Origin of the sequence: uncultured Oceanisphaera sp., assembly GCF_947495715.1 — a bacterium.
Lineage (GTDB): Bacteria > Pseudomonadota > Gammaproteobacteria > Enterobacterales > Aeromonadaceae > Oceanimonas > Oceanimonas sediminis.
This window is the reverse complement of record NZ_CANLZU010000011.1, coordinates 60024-81408: the sequence shown is the minus strand read 5'-3', so window position 1 is coordinate 81408 and position 21385 is coordinate 60024. Positions and strand designations below refer to the sequence as shown.

The following is a 21385-nucleotide window of genomic DNA, read 5'->3' as shown; positions in this document are numbered from 1 at the left end:
GCCTACTCGCCGTGAACCCATCCTTGGGGGCTCAGCCGCACCATCCGTGGCGCGGAGGGTCGGCTGAGCAGATCCCTTTGTCCTCCTTGATACAGCAGAGTCATCTGTTGGTGCTGTCTGCAGGCAACTCGGGACTCAAAAAGAAGCAACAGAGACGAGCTCCCACGACCATGAAATGCCAGGGCCGGAAAATGCTCCTGCCGTTCCGGCATTCCCGCCGTCCCTGGCGGTCAGACGGCATTTCCGAGCCCCCATGGGGCAGCTTGCTGCCGTAACGAGTTGTTTCAGCCTGACCGAACATCCAGTGAATGTTCGCAGTAGGCTGAAACAGCGAGTGGCAAGGCTAAATGGCGTGTCGTGGGAGCCGGCTGTGTTGCCTCTGAGTTCGGGCTTGAGAAAGATCAGATCTTTATTCAGATAGGGATTACTCCTTGAGATCGGGCAGATTGCGGAACAGTTCCAGTGCTTGTGGGTTGGCCAGGGCACCGATGTTTTTTACCGGCTTGCCTTCCACCACATTGCGTACCGCCAGTTCGACCGTCTTGCCCGACCGGGTTCTGGGAATATCGGTCACGGCCAGTATTTTGTCCGGCACATGACGCGGACTGCACTGGTTGCGAATGCGTCGGCAAATGGCCGCTTTCAGTGCGCCGTCCAGCCGCTCGCCCTCGACCAGTTTGACGAACAGCAATATCCGCTCATCTTTGTGCCAGTGCTGACCCACCACCACCGCATCCGCTACCTGCTCGAAGCGGCTGATCTGACGATAGATTTCGGCGGTACCGATACGCACGCCACCCGGGTTGAGCACCGTATCCGAGCGGCCATAGAACACCATGCCGCCGTGTACCGTCAACGCCACTCTGTCACCGTGATGCCAGCAGCCCGGGTAGGTCTGCCAGTAGGCGGCGTCATAGCGGCTGCCGTCATCGTCGCCCCAGAACCCCACCGGCCGGTTGGGAAAGCTGTTGCAACAGACCAGCTCGCCTGGCTGTTCCAGCAAGGGCCGGCCCTGTTCGTCGTACACCCGCACATCCAGCCCCAGACCAATGCCCTGACACTCGCCGCGATAAACCGGGCTGATGGGGTTGCCGAGCACGAAGCAGCCACAGATATCGGTGCCGCCGGCGATGGAAGCCAGCTGCAGATTGGACTTGATGCGCCGGTAAACAAAGTCGAATTGTTCGGGCGCTAGGGCCGAGCCGGTGGAGCACAGGGTGCGCAGGGCCCCCAGATAATGGTGGTCACGCGGATGAATCCGCTGCTTTTCCATGGCTTCTAGGTATTTGGCGGAGGTGCCGAACAGGGTCATGCCCGTTTTTTCGGCCCAGTTCCACAGCACCTTGCCATCGGGAAAGAAAGGCGCGCCTTCATAAAGCAGCAGGGTGGCGCCGCTGGCCAGTGCCGAGACCAGCCAGTTCCACATCATCCAGCCACATGTGGTGAAATAGAATACCCTGTCGCCGGGGCGAATATCGCAATGCAGCCGATGTTCTTTCAGATGGTTGAGCAGGATGCCGCCGGCCGAATGCACTATGCACTTGGGCTGGCCGGTGGTACCCGAAGAATACAGAATATAGAGCGGCGCGTTGAAGGGCATGGCAGTAAAATGCAGCGGCTGCCCGGCGTGGCGGCGCAGCCATTCAGACCAGTGTTGCACCCTGTCGTCGGAGTCAGGCTGGTCTGCCCCCAGGTAGTGGATTTTCACCCAGTGTTCGATGCTGTCGATGGCCGCGACTATGGCTCTGGCTTTGTCGCCGGTGTCATGCCGCTTGCCGTTGTAACGATAACCGTCGGCGCTGAACAGTACCTTTGGCCGGGTTTGACCGAAGCGTTCTATCACGCTGTCGGCACCGAAGTCGGGGGAGGTCGAGGTCCAGATTGCCCCCAGTGCGGTGGTGGCCAGCATGGCGACCAGGGTTTCCGGCAGATTGGGCAGGTAACCGGCTACCACATCACCGGGTTTGATACCGGCGTGCTCCAGACCGGCACGAATGGCCGCCACCTGTTCGGTCAGTTCACTCCAGCTCAGGCTCCGCTCATTTTGCCCCTCGGCCATAAACAGCAGGGCAGCTTGATCCGGGTGTGTTGTGGCATGGCGCAACAGGTTTTCGGCAACGTTAAGCCGGGCTTCGGGAAACCAGACCGCGTCACGGGCGCTGGCGGCGTTCAGCACCGGCTGCTCACCCTTTTCACCCACTACCTCGGCGAAGTCCCACACTAGGTTCCAGAAGGCGGCACTGTCCTGCACCGACCAGGCATGCAGGCTTTGATAGTCGGTCAGCTCGAGTCCGTAGCGGCGGTTTGCCTGTTGCATGAACTCATACAGCTGGCTGCGTTTTATCCGGGCGGGAGAGGGGCGCCACAAGGGGGCAAGTTGCCGGGACATGTTCACCTCCTGATCAGGGGGTTGCCGGGATGGGGGGGCTGTTGATCCGGGTGCGCCAGTTGAAATGCCTCGAGCCGGTTGCAGGCCTGCTCGATGGCGACAAGCCTGGGATAAGGCGCCAGATCCAGCTTGAAGCGGCGGGCATTGGTGAGCTGGGGCACCAGGCAGATATCCGCCAGACTAGGGGAGTCACCGCAGCAGAACGGTGCGTCGCTGGTGCTCAGCTGCTGTTCCAGCGGAGTCAGCCCCTGCTGCAGCCAGTGGTGATACCAGGTGGTTTTTTGCTCTTCACTGAGTCCGAGATCACCGGTCAGGTAGTTGAGCACCCGCAGGTTGTTGAGTGGGTGTATGTCGCAGGCCACCTGCAGCGCCAGAGCCCGGCAGCGGGCGCGGGCAAAGGGCATGGCCGGCAGCAACGGCGGCTCGGGATAGCTTTCGTCCAGATATTCGATAATGGCCAGCGACTGGCCGAGGATGCCGTGACCGGTATCCAGGCTGGGCACCAGGCCGGTTGGGTTCACAGACCGATAACTATCGCTTCTTTGGGTGCCATCCAGCAAGGAGATGGGAAGGGTCTCACAGCTCAGTCCTTTCAGGTGAAGCGTAATCCGTACCCGGTAGGCGGCGGAAGAGCGGACATAATCATAGAGCTTCATATTTCGTCACCTGCTGGTCGATGGCACCGAAGATGGACTGGCCCTGGGCGTCCAGCATCTCGATGCGCACCCGGTCGCCAAACTTCATGAAGGGGGTGCGAGCTTCGCCCTGATCCAGAACTTCCAGCATGCGTCGTTCGGCCAGACAGCAGGAGCCGGTGCTGCGATCCACATTGGAGACGGTGCCGGAGCCGATGATGGAGCCGGCGCACAGGTCCCGGCTAAAGCTGACATGGGTCAGCAGTTGGGCGAAGTTGAAGGTCATGTCGGTGCCCGCATCCGGCTCGCCGAACAGCTCGCCGTTCAGATGAACCCGCAGGCGGTGATGCACCCTGGTGTCTTGCCAGGCATCGCCCAGTTCATCCGGGGAGATGGCCACCGGCGAGAAGGACGAAGCCGGTTTTGACTGGAAGAAGCCGAAGCCCTTGTTCAGTTCTCCCGGAATCAGGTTGCGCAGCGACACATCGTTGACCAGCATCAGCAGCTTGATATGAGCGTCGGCCCTTTCGGCGGGGGTACCCATGGGGACATCACCGGTAATAATGGCGATTTCGCCTTCGAAGTCGATGCCCCAGGCTTCATCGGCCAGACAAATATCTTCGCATGGCCCGATAAAACCGTCGGACATACCCTGGTACATCAGCGGATCGGTCCAGAAGCTGGCCGGTATCTCGGCGCCGCGGGCCTTGCGCACCAGCTCCACATGATTGACGTAGGCGCTGCCGTCGGCCCACTGATAGGCGCGGGGCAGGGGCGAGGCACAGGCGGACGGGTCAAACGCGAAGCTGTCGGCACAGTTTCCCTGGTTCAGTTGTTGATAAAGTGCCTGTAATGCCGGCTCGGTTTCGGCCCAGTAATCCAGTGCCGCCTGCAGGGTGGGGGCAATGCCGTCTGCGGTGATCGCCCGACTCAAATCCCGGGACACCACCAGTAGTTGGCCGTCACGACCTTGTTTCAGAGAAGCCAGTTTCACCATCGCCTCCTTGATGTATCCAGTGCGCTTTATCGCGTTATGGTTTTGCCTGCCACGAGTGAACATAGTCGATGTTTTCCATCCCGTCCGGCAACTCGGCCACCTCCAGCGGCTGCCGTGAGTCGATCATCACCGCCACCTCGTCGGTTTCGGTACGAGTGTGTTTGGCACCGGCGGCGAAGGCCTTGGGATGAGGACCATGAGTAAAGCCGCAGGGGTGCAGGGTGATCATCCCCGCTTCTATATTGTCCCGACTGAAGAAATTGCCCTGATGATAGAAGATGACCTCATCAAAATCGTCGTTGTTATGGTAGAAGGGCACCTTGAGCGCACCGGGATCGGACTCGATAGGCCGGGGCACGAAGGTACAGATCACGAAGTCGTTGGCGACGAAGGTGGTGTGCGCCGAGGGCGGCAGGTGGTAGCGGTGGCTCATCAAGGGACGAATGTCGCGCCAGTTGAGCTTGAACACGGTCAGGTCGCCGGTCCAGCCCTGGGCATCCAGTGGATTGAAGGGGAAGCTGATGCGGTTTATCTGCCCCCGGGCCTTGAGCAACACCTGCCACTCGCCGGGCTGCTCGCTCTGGGCCTTGAAGGCATCGTCCAACCTGGGGTATTCGAGTACGGCCGGATCGAATATCGCATGACGGCCCACCAGGCCGCGTTCCGCCTGCATGTAGGCGCCGTGGGTGGCCTCTATCATCAGCAGGGTCACCGGCTGTTCGATTTCCAGCCGCCAGCTGGTGGCACGGGGCAGGATAATATAGTCACCCTCGCCGAAGCTCAGGTGGCCATAATCGCAAAAAAGCCGGCCCTTACCCCGATGCACAAACAGACACTCGTCGCCGTCGCCGTTACGCACCAGATGATTCATCGACTGGTCGCTTTGCCAGAGTCGTACCTTCAGGCTGGCGTTGTGCAGCAGAAGCGTGGCATCCCAGGGACTGTTTCCCTTTGGCTGCAGCTTGTTGGTGTCGAAGGCGCGGGGGCGATGCGGCCCCTCCCAGGCACTCCAGCCGGTAGGCGGGTGGCGGTGGTACATGTGGGTGGCGGGGCCGAAAAAACCTTCCTTGCCGATTTCTCGTTCGAAGGTTCCCGCTGGCATGTCGCAGTGGGCCTGGCGCGAGGTGTCGCCTTCACGAATGGGAAACTGGAACCAGTGACGCATGGCATGATTCTCCTTGGATCAACACGGAGCCGGCGAAGCCCGCACAGGCTCGCCATTCATATCCTCAGTCTGGCATCGATCCACCGGCTCTGCCCGGGTCTTCACTCAGCATTGGTTCCAGTCGTATTCGGTCATGCGTCGGTTAATTCAGCGGCAGTACGATGGCGGTCAGTTTCCAGTCCAGTCCGCGTCGGCTCAGCACAAAATCGGCCTGCTTGCCCTCGTCGTCGGTGACCGTGACCACGAAACGATGCAGCGACCGGTAACCCATGTGGGCGTCGGAGAACAGTTTTTTACGCTCGGCCTGGGGCTTGCCGGAGTCGGAGCCGTTACCGTTGGTATTGGAGGGCGGCAGCGGGCGGCTTTCGGGAATGCCGGGCGCCGGCGTTTCTCCCCGCATCAGTCGCTCTATGCCGGCCGGGGTCATGTAGGTATCCAGCAGGCCGTCCACCATGATATTGGCCAGGCTGGCACCGAGGGCCGCGAAGGGATTTTGTTTGTTGTCTGCGCCAAGCTCGCGCAACACCCGGCTGTTCAGTTGTTGTTTCAGACTCAGGCGTACACTGTCGAATTCCACCCGTTCGGCCAGCGCCACGCTATCGCGCTGGTCGACGGCGTCGCTGATCCGGTAGGCGGTTAACCAGGGGGCGGCGGCGACATAGCCAACAGCGTACAGGATCAGCAATAACAGCACATATTTTGTTTTGCGCACGGACTTGAAACTCCAGGAAACCAATATTCGCGTCAAGGCTGCCTGTAACGGGATTCTCAGGCAAGCTGAAATCGACGAGCCGGCATTTTTAGTCCCTTTTTCGCGACAACCAAAGGCGCAAGCGACGAGAACGACCATAATTATGACCACGAGGCGCAGTTAAGGGAGCAGCCATTATGTTGGAAGCACACGGCATGTCTGTCGAAATGAGCAAACAGGATAACCATACCCTGTGGCTCACCATCAAGATTTATGGCGATATCGCCTATGATGATTTCAGGGAGATGGAGCAGCAGCTCGAACAGGCACTGGAAGACATGGACAGTCCCCGAATCAAGGCCCTGGTCGACATGATTGACTTCAACGGCTGGGAAGCAAAAGCCCTGTGGGAAGACATTCAGTTTACCCGCAAGCATGGCGATGAATTCAGCAAGCTGGCGATTGTCGGCGTTGATCTCAGGGAAAAACTGATGGCCATGGTGGTGGACTGGTTTCTGCTCAGCAGCCAGGTGCAGTATTTCGAGCACCTGCAGGATGCCAGGGCCTGGCTGGAGCAGGATGAGCCTTGAGCGACCCGGTTCGTCGCGACGCCAGACACACAGTTTTATACGCTTTGGCAAGCATTCCGGCGTTGACGAGGGGAGTGCCGTTTTACCGCCGCGGCTTCTTTTTTGCGGAGCTTGAGTTCTGGCAGGGAGCTGTCAGAATCGCGGCTTCATCGTCGTTCTTTCATTCAGGGTTTCTTCAAGATGCGCTTTTATCAATCCGGCCTGTCGCTGCTGGCCGCCATGGTTTTGACCGCCTGTTCATCCCACTCCGCAAAGAATGCACCGCCTGCCGGAATCGAACTGGTGCATGGCCCGACCCAGATAGCCGCTGGCGATGCCCGTGGTGCCGATGATCTTACCGTTAGTACCCCGCATTTTACCTTTGCCATTGCTCAAGGCGGGATCGTGGATCTGGCGATGGTGGAAAACGGTGTCTTTGGCGCAGACCTGATCGACTCGGTTGATTTTGTGCCCGGCGAGGGCGAGCTGACCGTTGAAAAGCTGGAGGTGGTCAAGCACACCCCGGAACAGCTGGTGATTGAGTTGACGCGACAATGGAATGGGCACCGCCTGCTGAGCCGTTACGAAGTGGGCAAAGACTACCCGGGTATCAAGCTCAGCACCAAACTGCTCGATCCGGTCAAGGAGACCCTGTTCGCCGGCTACCGATTGCAGCGTAACGAGCCGGTTAATCAGGATCTGTCCAGCTATAACGACATGACACGCATGGTGCAGAGCCACTGGACCGCGGCCCAGCTGCAGAACAGCCTGAATGAGTTGTATGAAACCGATGATCTGCGTCGTTCTTATGCCGCAGGCGAGGGCGGTGACTTCACCGCCTGGCTCAGTGCCGGCTCGCTCGGTAACCTGTTGTCCGACAAGGAAATGTATACCACTGCCAGCCCTCAGGCCGAGCTGGGGCTATTTGATCTGAAACCAGTGACCGGTAACTTCGAGTCCTATCTGTCGGTGATGCGCCAGCGCTGGAACCGGGGCGAGCGCGTCTATCTGAATGCCGGCCCTCTGCTGAAGGATGCGCGGCACAACAGTGGCAAGCTCTACGCCTATACCCCCAAGGGCCGTATCACCGCCGATTTCGCCAGTTCTGCGGCCCGCGGTCACAGCTTTGTCAGCTTTGGTCCCGAGGTTTACCCCATTACCACCAACTTCGGTGGCGAGGCGACACCTTACAGTGAAACCCAGGTTGAATTCCGCTCCGGTGTGGGGCTGGCCAAGGCCGAAGTCTGGCTGGATGGCAAACAGGTAGCCGGTTGGAAAATCAACGGTGCCAAGTGGTTCAGAACCGGAGTACCGGTGCCGCCCAAGCGCACCTGGATGCAATGGGTCGTGGAAGACAAGCAAGGTAACCGGGCTTACTCCAACCCCATCTGGATCAAGTAAAGGTCTTCTTCAAGGGCTTCCCACGCCGGGAAGCCCTTTTCGATTCTGCGATTGGCGCTATATGGCTGAATAACAAGTTGCGGCTCGAATATACGACTATTCTGTAGTCATCATCGGCACCATGGGTGAGCTTGGCTATAAATCGGATTTGTTTTTATTAACACTACCTTATTTAAATTAAATCAATGGCTTAGTGGCACTTTATTTGAAAATAAGCCTGTTTGAGACTATGATGACCGCATTATTCAGAGGGGGAAGATATGAAAGGCGACAAGAAAGTCATCGAGTACCTGAATCAGGTGCTTAGCATAGAGCTCACCTCCATCAATCAGTATTTTCTGCATGCCCGCATGTTCAAGAACTGGGGCCTGCATCAGCTGGACGAGCGCGAATACAAGAAGTCCATCAAGGACATGAAGCAGGCCGACAAGCTGATAGAACGCATCCTGTTTCTCGAAGGGCTGCCCAACCTGCAACACCTCAACCGGCTGCGTATCGGTGAAAACACCGAAGAAATGCTGCAATGCGACAAGCAGCAGGTGGAAGAACAGTTACTGGTGCTGAAAGACGCCATCGCCTATTGCGAGTCGATACAGGAATACGTTTCCCGCGAACTGCTCTGTGAAATAGAAGAATACGAAGAAGCCCATCTCGACTGGGTAGACACCCAGCTCGACCTGATCGCCAAGATCGGACTCGAAAACTACCAACAGTCGCAAATGTAACGGGAGCCGAACATGAAAGGTAATGCAAAGGTAATAGCGGCATTGAACGAGCTGCTGGCCGGCGAACTGAGCGCCATGGATCAATATTTTATTCACTCCCGCATGTATGACGACTGGGGATTCAAGAAGCTGTTCGAGCGCATCGATCATGAATTTGAAGATGAAAAGGGTCATGCCTCCAAGCTGATTGAACGCATCCTGTTTCTGGGTGGCACCCCGGACATGGTTACCCGGGTTCCGCTGAATATCGGCAAGGACGTGCCGGCCATGCTGCAGAGCGATCTGAACCTGGAATACAAGGTAATCGAGGATCTGCGCAACGTCATGGCCCTGTGCGAACAGGTACAAGACTACCAGAGCCGTGACATGCTGCAGGTACTGCTGGAAGACACCGAAAACGACCACACCCACTGGCTGGAGCAGCAGCTGGGCCTGATCAACCGTATCGGTCTGCCCAACTACCTGCAATCGCAGATGTAAAATATCGCGCAATGCTGAATGTTAAATAAAAAAGCCGCTATTGCGGCTTTTTTGTATTTAGCGGCCACGTCGTGGCCAACATACAGCACGGATGTAGTCGCTGCTTCAGCTGCGAAATCCGGCACCGCAGGATCTGGTGCACGGGTTTCACCCTGGGCCATCAAATGTTGTACGCAGAAAAAAGCCCGGCGGGTGCCGGGCTGATATGGGGTTAGTCCAGGGTATCCAGACTCTTCCGATAGCTGTCGAAGGTCTTGGTAACCGAGGCCTTGGGGCCGCCGGTCATATTGCTGACCAGTACGATGGCAATGGAAGCGAGAATGAAGCCGGGGACGATCTCATAGAGATCGAAGAGTCCGCCGGAAAGCTGTTTCCAGACCACGACGGTGATGCCGCCGACCAGCACCCCGGCCAGGGCGCCGTTGCGGTTCATGTTGCGCCAGTACAGGCTGAACAGCAGCGCCGGGCCGAAGGCGGCGCCAAAGCCGGCCCAGGCGTAAGACACCAGCCCCAGTACCGTGCTGTCCGGATTCATCGCCAGCATCAAGGCTACCAGCGACAGACCAACCACCGCAAAACGACCGATGTTGACCAGCGTTTTGGCACTGGTGTTGGGGAACATCTGCTTGTAAAAATCTTCGGCCAGCGCAGAAGAAGACACCAGCAGCTGGGAGTCGGCGGTACTCATGATGGCGGCCAGAATGGCGGCCAGCAGGATACCGGCGATCACCGGGTGGAATACGGCGTTGACCAGCACCATGAAGATGGTTTCCGCATCTGCCAGCTCGCCACCCATGTTTTTCTGCACATAGAGCAGCCCGACCAGGCCGACCATCAGGGCGCCGGCCATGGACAGCAAGCTCCAGGTGACGGCGATGCGGCGGGCGGTGGTGATGTCTTTGTTGGTGCGGGTGGCATTGAAGCGAGCCAGAATATGAGGCTGACCGAAGTAGCCCAGCCCCCAGGCGGCCAGCGAGACAATACCGATGACGGACAGGGACTCGCCATCGATGTTGCTCCACAGTGTCAGCAGATTGGGATTAAGATTGTTCAGATCGGTTTCCAGCTGGCCGAAACCGCCTTCCATCGCCGCAATCGGCACTATCATCAGCGCGGCCGCCATCATCAGACCCTGCACCAGATCGGTCCAGGACACGGCGAGAAAGCCACCGAACATGGTGTAAGACACGATGCAGAGGGTACCGAGCACCACGGCAATCTGATAATCCAGGCCAAATACGGTTTCAAACAGCTTGCCACCGGCAACCAGACCCGAGCTGGTGTAGAACAGGAAGAACATCAATATCATCAGGGCCGAGATAATCTGCAGCACCTTGGATTTGTCTTCGAAGCGGCGAGACAGGTAGGCCGGTATCGTGATGGCGTTATCTACCTCCAGGGTATAGGTGCGCAGTCGTTTGGCACAGAACATCCAGTTGGCCCAGGTGCCCAGCAGCAGGCCGCCGGCCAGCCAGAAGGATTCGAAGCCGGCAGCATAGGCGAAGCCGGGCAGACCCAGCAGCAACCAGCCACTCATGTCCGAGGCACCCGCAGAGATGGCCGCAGGCCAGGGACCCAGAGAGCGACCACCAAGAAAATAGTCGGCCGAGTTGGCAGTGCGCTTATAGGCGTAGTAGCCAATGGCCATCATGCCGATCAGATACACGAGAAAGGTGCCGGTAATGGCATAGTTGGATTCAATCATTCCCTGTTCCTCCAGAATGGATTCCTGTTTTCTATCAAAGTAGAGCACAGTTGTTTTATTGCCATGCGTGCGCAATCGATGGTTAAAACCTTGTTACATCACAAGGATAGTAGGGAGAATCGTGGCCGGGATCTTTTGCTTTGCTGCGTTATTTTTCAGGAAAACTCCGCCAGTTCGAAAAGAGTGATCACAAATACGGTATTTCTGGTTACAAATGGATACCAATTGTCCTTCATGAGCATGCTGGACGCTGTTTGGGGAAAAGTCTAGTGGTGTAGCTTGCGGTAACGGGCGGGAGAAATATCCAGTCGGCTGGAAAATACCTGGGTAAACAGACTCTGGCTGGAAAAACCGCAATGCTGAGCGATATAGGCCAGGCTGTGATGACTGTGAGCCAGCATCTGGCGTGCTTCACTCAGCCGCTTTTCCAGCAGGTACTGATAGGGGGAGATACCGGTCTGCTCCTTGAACAGCGTATGAAACTGGCTCTCGCCGAGAAAGGCGCAGCCCGCCAGCTGAGCCACCGTGATTTTGCGATCCATATGCTGTTCGATGTAGCTGTCGATCACCTCCATATTCAGGCGCTTGGCCTGCAGGCGGGAAGGTAACTGCATATGCCGATGCAGGGCGCACATCAACGTGTTGGCACAGGCCTGCCCCAGCAGCTCGTCATGCGGATTGTTGTGCATCTCGTTGCTCAACACCGAAATCAGTTGTTGAGCCTGGGGATGAAGCTGGAAGTAGCGGGGTTGTTCAAACAAATGATGTATGCGCTCCTGCTGCCCCGGCAGTGCCGGCGACTGAGTCGGTGACAGGTTAAGCACCAGTATTTTATTGGACCCGAGACCGCCAAAGGCATGATTCAGCTGTGAAGACACCAGGCAGCCCTGCCCCGGGCCCACCAGGTTGCCGCGGCCGCCGATGTCGAAGTCGGTCTGACCGTTGAGGCCGATAACAATCTGGTGATAGTGATGCTGGTGGTGGGCCATTTCGGTGGGCAGGGCCATGACTTCAAAGGGCTTGAAAGCAGACATTTCACTTTCCTTTGGGCTGGTGGCGGTGTGGTCTGTCAAAAGGTCGTTACCTGTGCAGACACGAATTCTACACCGGGGAGAACCATAATACAGCCCGGGTCGCCGGGAGCATGATGTAGCGCACAGCTGATCTTGTCGCATATTATTACTCAGCTGTAAAAATCATTTGTATCTGCCCCCATTCTCACTGGTGCTTGAGCTAGATACAATGGCGACAGATGTTGTAACGGCAGCGTTCTGTACGCCCGTTATACTGAATCGGTTATCGCACTGCATTTCACTGGAGAAGCTAATGGACATGATCAAAACCCGTGCCGCCGTCGCTTGGGAAGCCGGCAAACCGCTGAGCATCGAAGAAGTGGATCTGATGCCGCCGCAAAAAGGCGAAGTGCTGGTGCGTGTTGTCGCCACCGGTGTGTGTCATACCGATGCCTTTACCCTGTCGGGTGATGATCCCGAAGGTATCTTCCCGTCAATCCTCGGCCACGAAGGTGGCGGTATCGTCGAGGCAGTAGGCGAGGGCGTGACCACCCTGGAAGTGGGCGATCACGTGATCCCGCTATACACCGCCGAGTGCGGCGAGTGTAAATTCTGTAAATCCGGCAAAACCAACCTGTGCCAGGCGGTACGCGCCACTCAGGGCCAGGGTCTGATGCCCGACGGCACCACCCGTTTCTTCAAGGACGGCAAGCCGATTTTCCACTACATGGGTTGCTCTACCTTCGCCGAGCGCACCGTAGTACCGGAAATCTCACTGGCCAAGATAAGCAAGGAAGCCCCGCTGGAGAAGGTCTGCCTGCTGGGTTGTGGCGTCACCACCGGCATGGGCGCGGTCAAGAACACCGCCAATGTGCAGGAAGGCGACACAGTCGCGGTATTCGGCCTGGGCGGTATCGGCCTGGCCGTGATCATCGGTGCCGTCATGGCCAAGGCCAGCCGCATCATTGCCATCGACATCAACGAAGACAAGTTCGACATCGCTCGCAAGCTGGGCGCCACCGACTGCATCAACCCGAAAGACTACAACAAGCCGATTCAGGACGTGATCGTCGAGCTGACCGACGGCGGCGTGGATTACTCCTTCGAGTGTATCGGTAACGTCAAGGTGATGCGTTCCGCCCTGGAATGCTGCCACAAGGGCTGGGGCGAGTCGGTTATCATCGGTGTTGCCGGTGCCGGCCAGGAAATCTCCACCCGTCCGTTCCAGCTGGTTACCGGCCGGGTATGGCGCGGCAGTGCCTTCGGTGGTGTTAAAGGCCGTTCTCAGCTGCCGGGCATCGTTGAGCAGTACCTGAACGGCGAGTTTGAACTGGATACCTTCATCACCCACACCATGGGTCTGGAAGACATCAACCACGCTTTCGACCTGATGCATGAAGGCAAGTCGATCCGCTCGGTCATCCATTTCGACAAATAAGAAAATCGAAGGTGATTGGATAAGAGCGATGGAGGGATACAGTTAAACCGACCGTCGACGGCAGGGATGCCGTCGTCGAGCATACATGGATGTACTTGCTGCGGGTCGGTGTGCTGTACCTTCCATCGTTCCTTTCGCTCCCATTATCGCGTGGAGCATGTTTTTACCTCCCGTTCATTTTGTTCCCATGTTCTTCGAGGGAACGCCTACTGACCTGTAAGGATCCCCATGCAACTGATACAAGAACAAAAGAGCTTTGGTGGTCGTCAGATCCGCTATCGGCACGACTCCAGCACCCTCAATTGCAGCATGCAGTTTTCGGTGTTTCTGCCGCCTCAGGCGGAGCAGGGCCCGGTGCCGGCTTTGTACTGGCTGTCGGGCCTGACCTGCAGCGACGAAAACTTTTCCAGCAAGGCGGGTGCCCAGCGGGTAGCGGCCGAACTGGGTCTGGCGCTGATCATCCCCGATACCAGCCCCCGTGGCGATGGCGTGAGTGATGATGAAAACGCGGCGTACGACCTGGGTTTGGGGGCCGGCTTCTACGTCAACGCTACCCAGGAGCCTTGGAAGCAGCACTACCAGATGTATGACTATGTGCTGAGCGAGCTACCGGCGCTGGTCGAGGCCGAACTGCCGCTGTCTGGCAAGCGTGCCATCAGCGGTCACTCCATGGGCGGCCACGGCGCCCTGGTGCTGGCGCTGCGCAATCCCGAGCGGTTTCTGTCGGTGTCGGCTTTCGCTCCGATTTCCAACCCGGTCGATTGCCCCTGGGGCCACAAGGCGCTGGGTGCCTATCTGGGTAACGATCGTCATCAATGGGCCCAATTTGACGCCAGCCTGTTGCTGAAAGAGCATGGCTGCACACTGCCCATGCTGGTGGATCAGGGGGAGGCCGACAACTTCCTGGCCGAGCAGCTCAAGCCTCAGGCATTGGCGCAGGCCGCCGAGCAGGTGGACGCCAACCTGACCCTGCGCATGCAGCCCGGCTACGACCACAGCTATTACTTTATCGCCAGCTTCATCGAAGACCATCTGCGGTTTCATGCGGAGCATCTGGCCAGTAACTAAGCTTTCAGGCCCGGTCTTTACCGGGTCTTCTGTTAGCACTGGTGTTTTTTGTAAGGCGCCCATTTATGCGGCGCGAACCGGCAGGCACATCGGGATTCTCAGGCATGGCGCATGACTTGCAGTGACGGTGAATCACAGCAACATGTATCGTTTCTGTACACCAAAAGCCGTATTGTTCCTCGTTCCTGATCCACCGCAACAAATCCCTTCCACGCTTCGGCTAAGCTCAATTCACGAGTTTCGCTGGACACCGATATGCCGAATTTTCCCCGCCTTATCCTGTTGCTCAGTTGCCTGTTGCTGACCGCCTGCGAGCCGTCGGCCGATGAGCGCTGGCTGGGTACCCTGGAACGAGACCGCATCGAGCTGACCGCTACCGCCAGCGAACTGGTGACGGCCCAGCCGGTGGCCGAGGGCGAGCGGGTAACGGCAGGCACCCTGCTGCTGCAACTGGATGATACGCGGCAGCGGCTGGAAGTGGATCGCCAGCAGGCACGGCTGCGCCAGGCCGAGGCCGGATTGGCACTGCTGTTGGCGGGAACGCGAGCCGAAGATATCAATACCGCCCGGGCCGAGCTGGCCCGGTTACAGGCACTGCTGCTGGAGGCGAAGCGCAATCTGGAACGTATTCGTACCCTGGCATCCCGGCAACTGGCCAATCAGGCCGAGCTGGACAGAGTTCAGGCGAATCATGATCAGTTGCAGGCGCAGGCAGAGGCGGCCCGGCAACGGCTGGCACGAGCCACGGCGGGCAACCGGGTCGAAGACATCAACGCCGCCCAGGCGGCCCGAGACGCCATAAAGGCCGAGCTGGCCCTGGCCCGTTATCGGCTGGATGAACTGACGATTCACGCCAGCCGAGCCGGCATTCTGGAAACCCTGCCTTACCAGCCGGGTGACAGGGTCGCTCAGGGCGCCGTGGTCGCGGTGTTGCAGGCACAGAGCGCGCCTTATGCCCGCATTTACGTACCGGCAAGCCGCCGTCTCGGGCTGAGCATCGGCGACTCGTTACGGGTCTGGGTAGACGGCATAGAGGAGCCTTATGATGGCCGGCTGAGCTGGATTGCCACCGAGCCGGCCTTTACGCCTTATTATGCCCTGACCGAGGGAGAGCGCAGCCGGCTGATGTATCTGGCCAAGGTGCAATTGCCCGAGGCGGCGGTTGAGCTGCCCTCCGGCGTGCCCGCCCAGGCCTTGCCGGAGAAAGGCCATGACTGAGTTGGCGATCTCGACCCGGGGGCTGACGCGAAAATTCGGCGATCTGGTGGCCATTAACCGGCTGGATCTGGCCATTCCCGCCGGTACCATCTTCGGCTTTCTCGGCCCCAACGGCAGCGGCAAGTCCACCTGCATCCGCATGCTCACCGGTCTCTTGCTGCCCAGTGCCGGTGAAATGACGGTGCTCGGGCTGTCGATTCCCGAACAGGCCGAAGCCCTGCGCCGCCGGGTCGGCTACATGACCCAGAAGTTCTCGCTCTACGAGGATTTGTCGGTACGCGAAAACCTGGAGTTTGTCGCCCAGATCTACGGCCTGAATGCGAAAGACACCCGGAATCGTCTGCGCGAACTGTTGGGCACCTATGAGCTGGCATCTTTTGCCGGTCGTTTTGCCGGTACCCTGAGCGGGGGGCAGAAGCAGCGGCTGGCGCTGGCCGCCGCCACCCTGCACAAACCGGATTTGCTGTTTCTGGACGAGCCGACCTCGGCGGTGGATCCGGAAAACCGGCGGGACTTCTGGGAGAAGCTGTTCGATCTGTGCGAAGCGGGCACCAGCATACTGGTGAGCACCCATTACATGGATGAGGCCGAGCGCTGCCATGGCCTGGCCATACTGGAAAACGGCAGCAAGCGCGCCGACGGCTCGCCGGAACAATTGATGAATGGCATGGGCGTGACCGTGCTGGAAGTGGCGGCCCCCGGCCTGCGCGAGCTGAAAGCCCGTTTGTTGGCGCTGGATGAAGTGCGCTCCGCCGCCCAGTTGGGGTTGCGATTGCGGGTGCTGGTAGACGGTACCGTCGCCGATCCGGTCGGTTGGCTACGCCAGCGCCTGCCGGAGCTGGATTCCGGCGCCGAGATCAACCGGGTGCGGCCCAACCTGGAAGACGTATTTGTCAGCTGCACCGGCACAGCCAGCGGGGGTACACAGCCATGAGCGACAGGAGAAAGCCATGAGCAGCCTGCGGCGCATCAAGGCCATCACCCTCAAGGAGTTTCGCCAGTTGTCCCGGGACAGGCTCACCTTCGCCATGGTGGTGATGGTGCCGTTGCTCCAGCTGCTGCTGTTCGGCTATGCCATCAATACCAAGGTGCGGGATATTCCGGTGGCGCTGGTGGATCAGGCGGCGACCAGTCAAAGCCGGGAGCTGGTGGCCCGGATGGGGGCCAGCCAGCTGGTGACCTTTACCGAGCGCTTTACCCAGCCACGCGAGGCCGAAACCGCCATTATCGCCGGTAGGGTGCGGGCGGCACTGATCCTGCCCGCCGATCTCGAGCGCCGCCGCCAGGACGGACGGCCCCGGGGGCAGTGGCTGGTGGACGGCACCGACACCCTGATCGCCAGCGCCATACTGCAGCTGGCCAGCCTGCCGGACGATCCCGGTTTGATCCGGCCGCAAGGCAACTTCGAGGTGGCGCTGTTTTTCAATCCGGAACGGCGGGCGGCGGTCAATATCATTCCGGGCCTGATCGGGGTGATCCTCACCATGACCATGGTGCTGTTTACCGCCTCGGCCATCGTCCGCGAGCGAGAGCGGGGCAACCTGGAGCTGTTGATCACCACCCCGGTGACGCCGATGGAGCTGATGATCGGCAAAATCATTCCCTACATCTTCGCCGGCCTGGTGCAACTGGTGATCATCCTGAGCTTGGGCTTTTTTATCTTCGCGGTGCCGCTCAACGGCAGCCCGCTGCAGTTGCTGCTGGCGACCCTGCTGTTTATCGCCGCCAGCCTGGTGCTGGGGCTGGTGATTTCCACCCTGGCCAAAAGCCAGCTGCAGGCCATGCAGATGACGGTGTTTGTGCTGATCCCCTCGATTTTACTGTCCGGCTTCATGTTCCCCTATGAGGGTATGCCGGTGGCGGCCCAATGGCTGGCCGAAGGGTTGCCCGCCACCCACTATATGCGCCTGGCCCGGGGCATACTGCTGCGCGATGCCGACCTGCTGGCGCTGGCACCCGACGCACTCTGGCTGGCCGCCTTTACTCTGCTCGGCCTGGCCCTGGCGGCCCGGCGCTTCAGAAAGCGACTGGACTAGCGCTGCGCCCGGCTTTGCGTTTACGCCATTGGCGCCAGCCGATAAAGGCGGCGCCCAGTACCAGTGCATAGCCGGCTTCCAGCCCCAGCGAGACAAACACCCCCAGACACAGCAGGCTGGCCAGCAGTGCCAGCCAGCGCCAGCCGCCGTGCAGCAGTTTTACCCCCGCCACCATCGCAAGCCAATAAACCAGAATAAAGTTGCCGTTGGCATAGCGGATCAGTACCTCCAGCGGCAGCTTGAACAGCCAGGCCGCCAGGGTGCAGAGGGCGCAGGCCGCCACCACCCAGCTCAGGGCGCGAAAGGGCGCACCGTTGCGGTTAAGTTGCGCCAGGGCGGCGGGCAGTTTACCCTCGTCGGCCATGCTCCACAGCAGGCGGGCAAAGCCCTGTACATAGAGGTTGAGGCTGGCAAAGCAGGCCAGATACCCCACCAAGGCCGCAGCCCAGCGGCCCTTTTCTCCCAATAGCGCGGCCACCAGCACCGGAAAAGAAGTGGTGTTGGTCAGTTCGTCACCGAATACCCCGAACTTGATCACCGCCATGGCGCAGGCCAGATAGATGAAACCGGCCAGCAGCACGCCAAACAGCAGCGCCAACGGAAAATCGCGCTCCGGATTTTTGAATTCCTCGCCCATGTGGGTAAAGGCTTCCAGCCCTACGAAACACCAGAACATCACCGCCAGCACGGCCGGCAGTGCCGTCCACTGCACCTGTTCGACCGGTGGTAATATGGCCAGCGGCTCGTGGAGAAGATCGCCACTGATCCACACCTGAGTCAGCAGCCCGATAATGGCCAGGGCAATCAGCAGCTGGATCAGACCCGAGGCGCCGCTCTTGCGGCTGCCCAGCACCAGCACTAGGCCCAGGGTGCCTAGCTGCACCAGCAGGTCGCCATTATCCGTCAATGGAAACAGCGCATGCCAGAAGCCGGCGGTCAGGGTCAGCATGGCGGGCAGACCCACCGGCAGCACCGCCAGAAACAAAAAGGCCGCCAGCTTTTCCATCGGCACTCCCAGCGCCCGGCCAATCAGGTGCGGGGCACCACCGGCATGGGGAAAGGCGCGCCCCAGGCGAGCGAAGGTAAAGGCTACCGGCAGCACCAGCACCATCAATATCAGCCAGGCCCACAGAGAGTCGGCACCCGCCAGGCTGGCGGCCACCGCCGGTACCACGAAGATGCCGCTGCCCAGCAGAGAAGTGGCCATCATGCCGGTGCCGTAGCCCAGCCCCAGTTCTTTATTTAAACGCCCCATGTTGTTTCAAATCCGTATGCAAGAATTCTGATATATTAACGCCTGCTAACAATAATAAGGCCTGGCACTTTGCTGCTTGAGCACGGCGAAACGTCGCTTTTGGCCGACGTTTGGTCGGGGACGTAGAAAAAGAGGGTGCAGTGGACAAGTTTGATCAAAAAATCGTCTCCCTGCTGACGGAAAACGCCCGTCTGGCGGTGGCCAGTATTGCCCGCGAGGTGAATCTGTCCCGCTCGGCGGTATCCGAACGCATCAAGAGTCTGGAAGAGCGTGGTGTTATTCGTGGTTATCACGCCCGGCTCGGCAACACACACGCCCTGGTGCGCGCCTATTTCGCCCTCTGCTATCACGTGCGCCAGTGCGAGCAATATGCCGAGGCGCTGCGTGCCGTGCCCGAGGTTAAACTCTGCTATACCATCAGCGGCGAAACCGACATGCTGGTTTATGTGGAGGCTGCCTCCATGGAGCGGCTGGACGCCATTCGTCACATCATTGAACACACCCCCCATATCAAGACGGTGCGCACGCACATGATACTGGGTGAGGTAATCAACACCCTTTCCTGAGGCGGCGGCATGCAGATCTTTCGGGCGCACTGGCTGGCGCCCTGGTTCAATCATCCCTTTCTTGCCACCGAACCCACGGTGGAAGGCCTGGTGCTGCACCTGCGGCGGGAACGCCACGCCCTGCACTGGACCGAGCTGAGTGCACCGCCCAGTCTGGAGCAGGCACGGTGGCTGTATCGGTTGCGGCTGTTTTGCACTCAGGGGGATATCGAGCTGGGCTGGTTGCCGAAAACGGTGGCCGAGCCGCTGTGCGACGCCATTACCCTGGGCTGGTATCAACACCATGCCACTCGGGTGGTGCCCTTGGCCGAATCCTGCCTGGCATTGCTGGAATTGGGCTATTTGCGCCATTCCCGCTGGCAACAACTGAAGCAGCTGTTGCGACAAGAGTCGATAGACTGGCGTCAGCATGCGCCGCCCGAGGCGCTGAGCGACAGAGCGCGGGCGGCCTTCGAGCTGGTGGCGACCCTGACGGCGGCGGATGAGCATTGGCGCGAGCAATGCTGTCAGGATTACTGCACCCAGGCGCTGGCCGAATACGGCGCCCTGTTTGACAGTATTGAGGCGCACCCGCTGACCGAGGCCCAGCGGCTGGCCTGCGTGGTGGATGAAGATCACAACCTGGTGCTGGCCGGTGCCGGTTGTGGCAAAACCAGTGTCATGGCGGCGCGGGCGGCCTTCTTGCTGGCATCACGTCAGGCCCGGGCCGATGAAGTACTGTTGCTGGCCTTCGGTAACGAGGCAGCCACGGAAATGAGTGAGCGGCTGGCGCGCCAGCCGAGCACCGCAACCGTGAAGGCCAGCACCTTTCATGCCCTGGGCTTGATGATTCTGGCGCGGGTAGCCGGCAGAAGCCCGTCACTCAGCCCGCTGGCCCAGCAGGAAAGTGCTCGCATCAATATTTTCGCCCATTGGCTGGAGCAGAACTGTCAGCTGGACGAGGACTACGGCAATCGGCTGCATGACTGGCTGCGGCGGCATCGTTTTCAGGTACTGCCCCAGCCGGATTACCGGCGGTTGGCACGCGACTGGGCACCGCTGGTGGCGGCACTCAAGCTCTACGGCGAGCCAGAGCCGAATGAGCTGACGCCGGCGCTGGTTGAGCAACTGGATCTGGTGCGCCCGCTGTTGCAGCGCTACCAGCAACATCTGGCCGAGCAGGGCGAGATCGACTTCGACGACATGATAGAGCAGGCCACCGAGCTGGTGCGGCGTGGCCGCTTCGAGGTGCCCTGGCGCTATATTCTGGTGGACGAATTTCAGGATATTTCCGCTCCCCGGGCCGCCCTGTTGCAGGCTTTGCGCGATGCCGCTCCCGGGTTGTCGCTGTTTTGCGTAGGCGATGACTGGCAGGCGATCTATCGCTTCAGCGGCGCCGATGTGTCGCTGACCACCCGCTTTGGCGAATACTTTGGTGTCAGCCGCATGACCCGTCTCGACAAGACCTTTCGATTCAACAATCAGATTGAAAAGGTGGCCAGCCGGTTCGTGACCCGCAACCCGGCGCAACTGCCGAAAACGCTAACCACTCATCACCATAGTGACGGGCCGTGCGTGCATGTGCTGCCGGTGGCCAGCGACAGCCAGATGGATACTGTGACCCGACTGCTTGGGCTGATTGCCGCCGAGCAGGCGGATGCCTCGGTGTATCTGCTGGCCCGCTTTCGTTTCAGCCTGCCGGACGAATCACAGCTGGCCGGCTGGCGCCGACGCTTTCCCGAGCTCAAGCTGGAGGTTCAGACCCTGCACGGGGCCAAGGGCAAGGAGGCGGATCACGTGATCATGCTGGGGTTGTGCCGGGGCAAGTACGGCTTTCCGCCCGATAAGAACGGCGCCGCCCTGTTGGAATTGCTGCTGCCGGACGCCGAAGCCTTCCCCCATGCGGAAGAGCGCCGGCTGTTCTACGTTGGCCTGACCCGCGCCCGGCATCAGGTCTTTCTGCTGGCCGACCGGCAAATCCCCTCTGTTTTCATCAAGGAACTGCTCGAAGGCGGCTATCCGGGCGTCAGCCGCTGGGGCTGGGGCTGAGAGCTT

The 21385-nt window shown here is 59.5% G+C and carries 19 protein-coding genes; 11 read left to right on the top strand and 8 right to left on the bottom strand.

Annotation, left to right across the window (positions count from 1 at the left end):
* Positions 1 to 424 precede the first annotated feature (424 nt).
* The 5 genes from Q0753_RS08540 to Q0753_RS08520 form a co-directional block, all read right to left on the bottom strand.
* Positions 425 to 2389 (bottom strand): acetoacetate--CoA ligase, encoded by a 1965-nt coding sequence (locus Q0753_RS08540; RefSeq protein ID WP_298719464.1) that lies wholly within the window; start codon positions 2387 to 2389, stop codon positions 425 to 427.
* 2 nt (positions 2390 to 2391) lie between these two features.
* Positions 2392 to 3045: a maleylacetoacetate isomerase gene (gene maiA / locus Q0753_RS08535; RefSeq protein WP_298719461.1), complete on the bottom strand. Its 654-nt coding sequence runs from the start codon at positions 3043 to 3045 to the stop codon at positions 2392 to 2394.
* The gene (locus Q0753_RS08530; RefSeq protein WP_298719459.1) at positions 3032 to 4018 is read right to left on the bottom strand and encodes a fumarylacetoacetate hydrolase family protein; all 987 of its coding nucleotides are present in this window, start codon (positions 4016 to 4018) and stop codon (positions 3032 to 3034) included. Before Q0753_RS08530 ends, maiA begins: the two co-directional genes overlap by 14 nt.
* A gap of 37 nt (positions 4019 to 4055) precedes the next feature.
* Positions 4056 to 5186: a homogentisate 1,2-dioxygenase gene (locus tag Q0753_RS08525; protein ID WP_298719456.1), complete on the bottom strand. Its 1131-nt coding sequence runs from the start codon at positions 5184 to 5186 to the stop codon at positions 4056 to 4058.
* A gap of 142 nt (positions 5187 to 5328) precedes the next feature.
* Entirely contained in the window at positions 5329 to 5898 is a 570-nt protein-coding gene (locus Q0753_RS08520) for a DUF2939 domain-containing protein (protein WP_298719455.1), read from the bottom strand.
* 176 nt (positions 5899 to 6074) lie between these two features.
* On the opposite strand from Q0753_RS08520, the gene Q0753_RS08515 reads away from it, so the two are divergent.
* The 4 genes from Q0753_RS08515 (at position 6075) to bfr (Q0753_RS08500) (ending at position 9052) form a co-directional block, all read left to right on the top strand.
* On the top strand, positions 6075 to 6467 hold the full coding sequence (locus tag Q0753_RS08515; RefSeq protein WP_298719453.1) for an STAS/SEC14 domain-containing protein: 393 nt from the start codon (positions 6075 to 6077) through the stop codon (positions 6465 to 6467).
* A gap of 180 nt (positions 6468 to 6647) precedes the next feature.
* Entirely contained in the window at positions 6648 to 7847 is a 1200-nt protein-coding gene (locus Q0753_RS08510) for a hypothetical protein (RefSeq protein WP_298719451.1), read from the top strand.
* A gap of 260 nt (positions 7848 to 8107) precedes the next feature.
* A complete protein-coding gene (bfr, locus tag Q0753_RS08505; RefSeq protein WP_298719449.1) occupies positions 8108 to 8572 on the top strand; it encodes a bacterioferritin in 465 nt (154 codons plus the stop codon).
* Positions 8573 to 8584: 12 nt separating this feature from the next.
* Positions 8585 to 9052 (top strand): bacterioferritin, encoded by a 468-nt coding sequence (bfr, locus tag Q0753_RS08500; protein ID WP_298719447.1) that lies wholly within the window; start codon positions 8585 to 8587, stop codon positions 9050 to 9052.
* A gap of 211 nt (positions 9053 to 9263) precedes the next feature.
* On the opposite strand, the gene putP is transcribed toward bfr (Q0753_RS08500), so the two are convergent.
* Complete coding sequence (gene putP / locus Q0753_RS08495) at positions 9264 to 10757, bottom strand: sodium/proline symporter PutP (RefSeq protein WP_298719445.1); 1494 nt, start codon at positions 10755 to 10757, stop codon at positions 9264 to 9266.
* Positions 10758 to 11023: 266 nt separating this feature from the next.
* A complete protein-coding gene (locus Q0753_RS08490; protein ID WP_298719443.1) occupies positions 11024 to 11791 on the bottom strand; it encodes an AraC family transcriptional regulator in 768 nt (255 codons plus the stop codon).
* A gap of 298 nt (positions 11792 to 12089) precedes the next feature.
* Between Q0753_RS08490 and Q0753_RS08485 the strand changes: the two genes are divergently transcribed.
* The 5 genes from Q0753_RS08485 (at position 12090) to Q0753_RS08465 (ending at position 17530) form a co-directional block, all read left to right on the top strand.
* Positions 12090 to 13208: an S-(hydroxymethyl)glutathione dehydrogenase/class III alcohol dehydrogenase gene (locus tag Q0753_RS08485; RefSeq protein ID WP_298719563.1), complete on the top strand. Its 1119-nt coding sequence runs from the start codon at positions 12090 to 12092 to the stop codon at positions 13206 to 13208.
* Positions 13209 to 13436: 228 nt separating this feature from the next.
* A complete protein-coding gene (gene fghA / locus Q0753_RS08480; RefSeq protein WP_298719441.1) occupies positions 13437 to 14276 on the top strand; it encodes an S-formylglutathione hydrolase in 840 nt (279 codons plus the stop codon).
* A 255-nt stretch (positions 14277 to 14531) separates the two neighbouring features.
* Positions 14532 to 15494: an HlyD family efflux transporter periplasmic adaptor subunit gene (locus tag Q0753_RS08475; RefSeq protein WP_298719439.1), complete on the top strand. Its 963-nt coding sequence runs from the start codon at positions 14532 to 14534 to the stop codon at positions 15492 to 15494.
* Positions 15487 to 16428 carry an ABC transporter ATP-binding protein gene (locus tag Q0753_RS08470; protein WP_298719437.1) on the top strand — a complete coding sequence of 314 codons (942 nt, stop codon included), beginning with the start codon at positions 15487 to 15489 and terminating at the stop codon, positions 16426 to 16428. The genes Q0753_RS08475 and Q0753_RS08470 overlap by 8 nt, the downstream gene beginning before the upstream one ends.
* 16 nt (positions 16429 to 16444) lie before the next feature.
* Positions 16445 to 17530, top strand: a complete 1086-nt coding sequence (locus tag Q0753_RS08465; protein WP_298719435.1) for an ABC transporter permease — start codon at positions 16445 to 16447, stop codon at positions 17528 to 17530.
* Here Q0753_RS08465 and yjeH read toward each other — a convergent pair.
* Positions 17511 to 18785, bottom strand: coding sequence for an L-methionine/branched-chain amino acid transporter (gene yjeH, locus Q0753_RS08460; protein ID WP_298719433.1), 1275 nt, complete (start codon positions 18783 to 18785; stop codon positions 17511 to 17513). The two genes, Q0753_RS08465 and yjeH, sit on opposite strands and share 20 nt — an antisense overlap.
* A gap of 140 nt (positions 18786 to 18925) precedes the next feature.
* Between yjeH and Q0753_RS08455 the strand changes: the two genes are divergently transcribed.
* Positions 18926 to 19351 (top strand): Lrp/AsnC family transcriptional regulator, encoded by a 426-nt coding sequence (locus Q0753_RS08455; protein WP_298719431.1) that lies wholly within the window; start codon positions 18926 to 18928, stop codon positions 19349 to 19351.
* A 9-nt stretch (positions 19352 to 19360) separates the two neighbouring features.
* Positions 19361 to 21379 carry a UvrD-helicase domain-containing protein gene (locus tag Q0753_RS08450; RefSeq protein ID WP_298719429.1) on the top strand — a complete coding sequence of 673 codons (2019 nt, stop codon included), beginning with the start codon at positions 19361 to 19363 and terminating at the stop codon, positions 21377 to 21379.
* Positions 21380 to 21385: the final 6 nt, after the last annotated feature.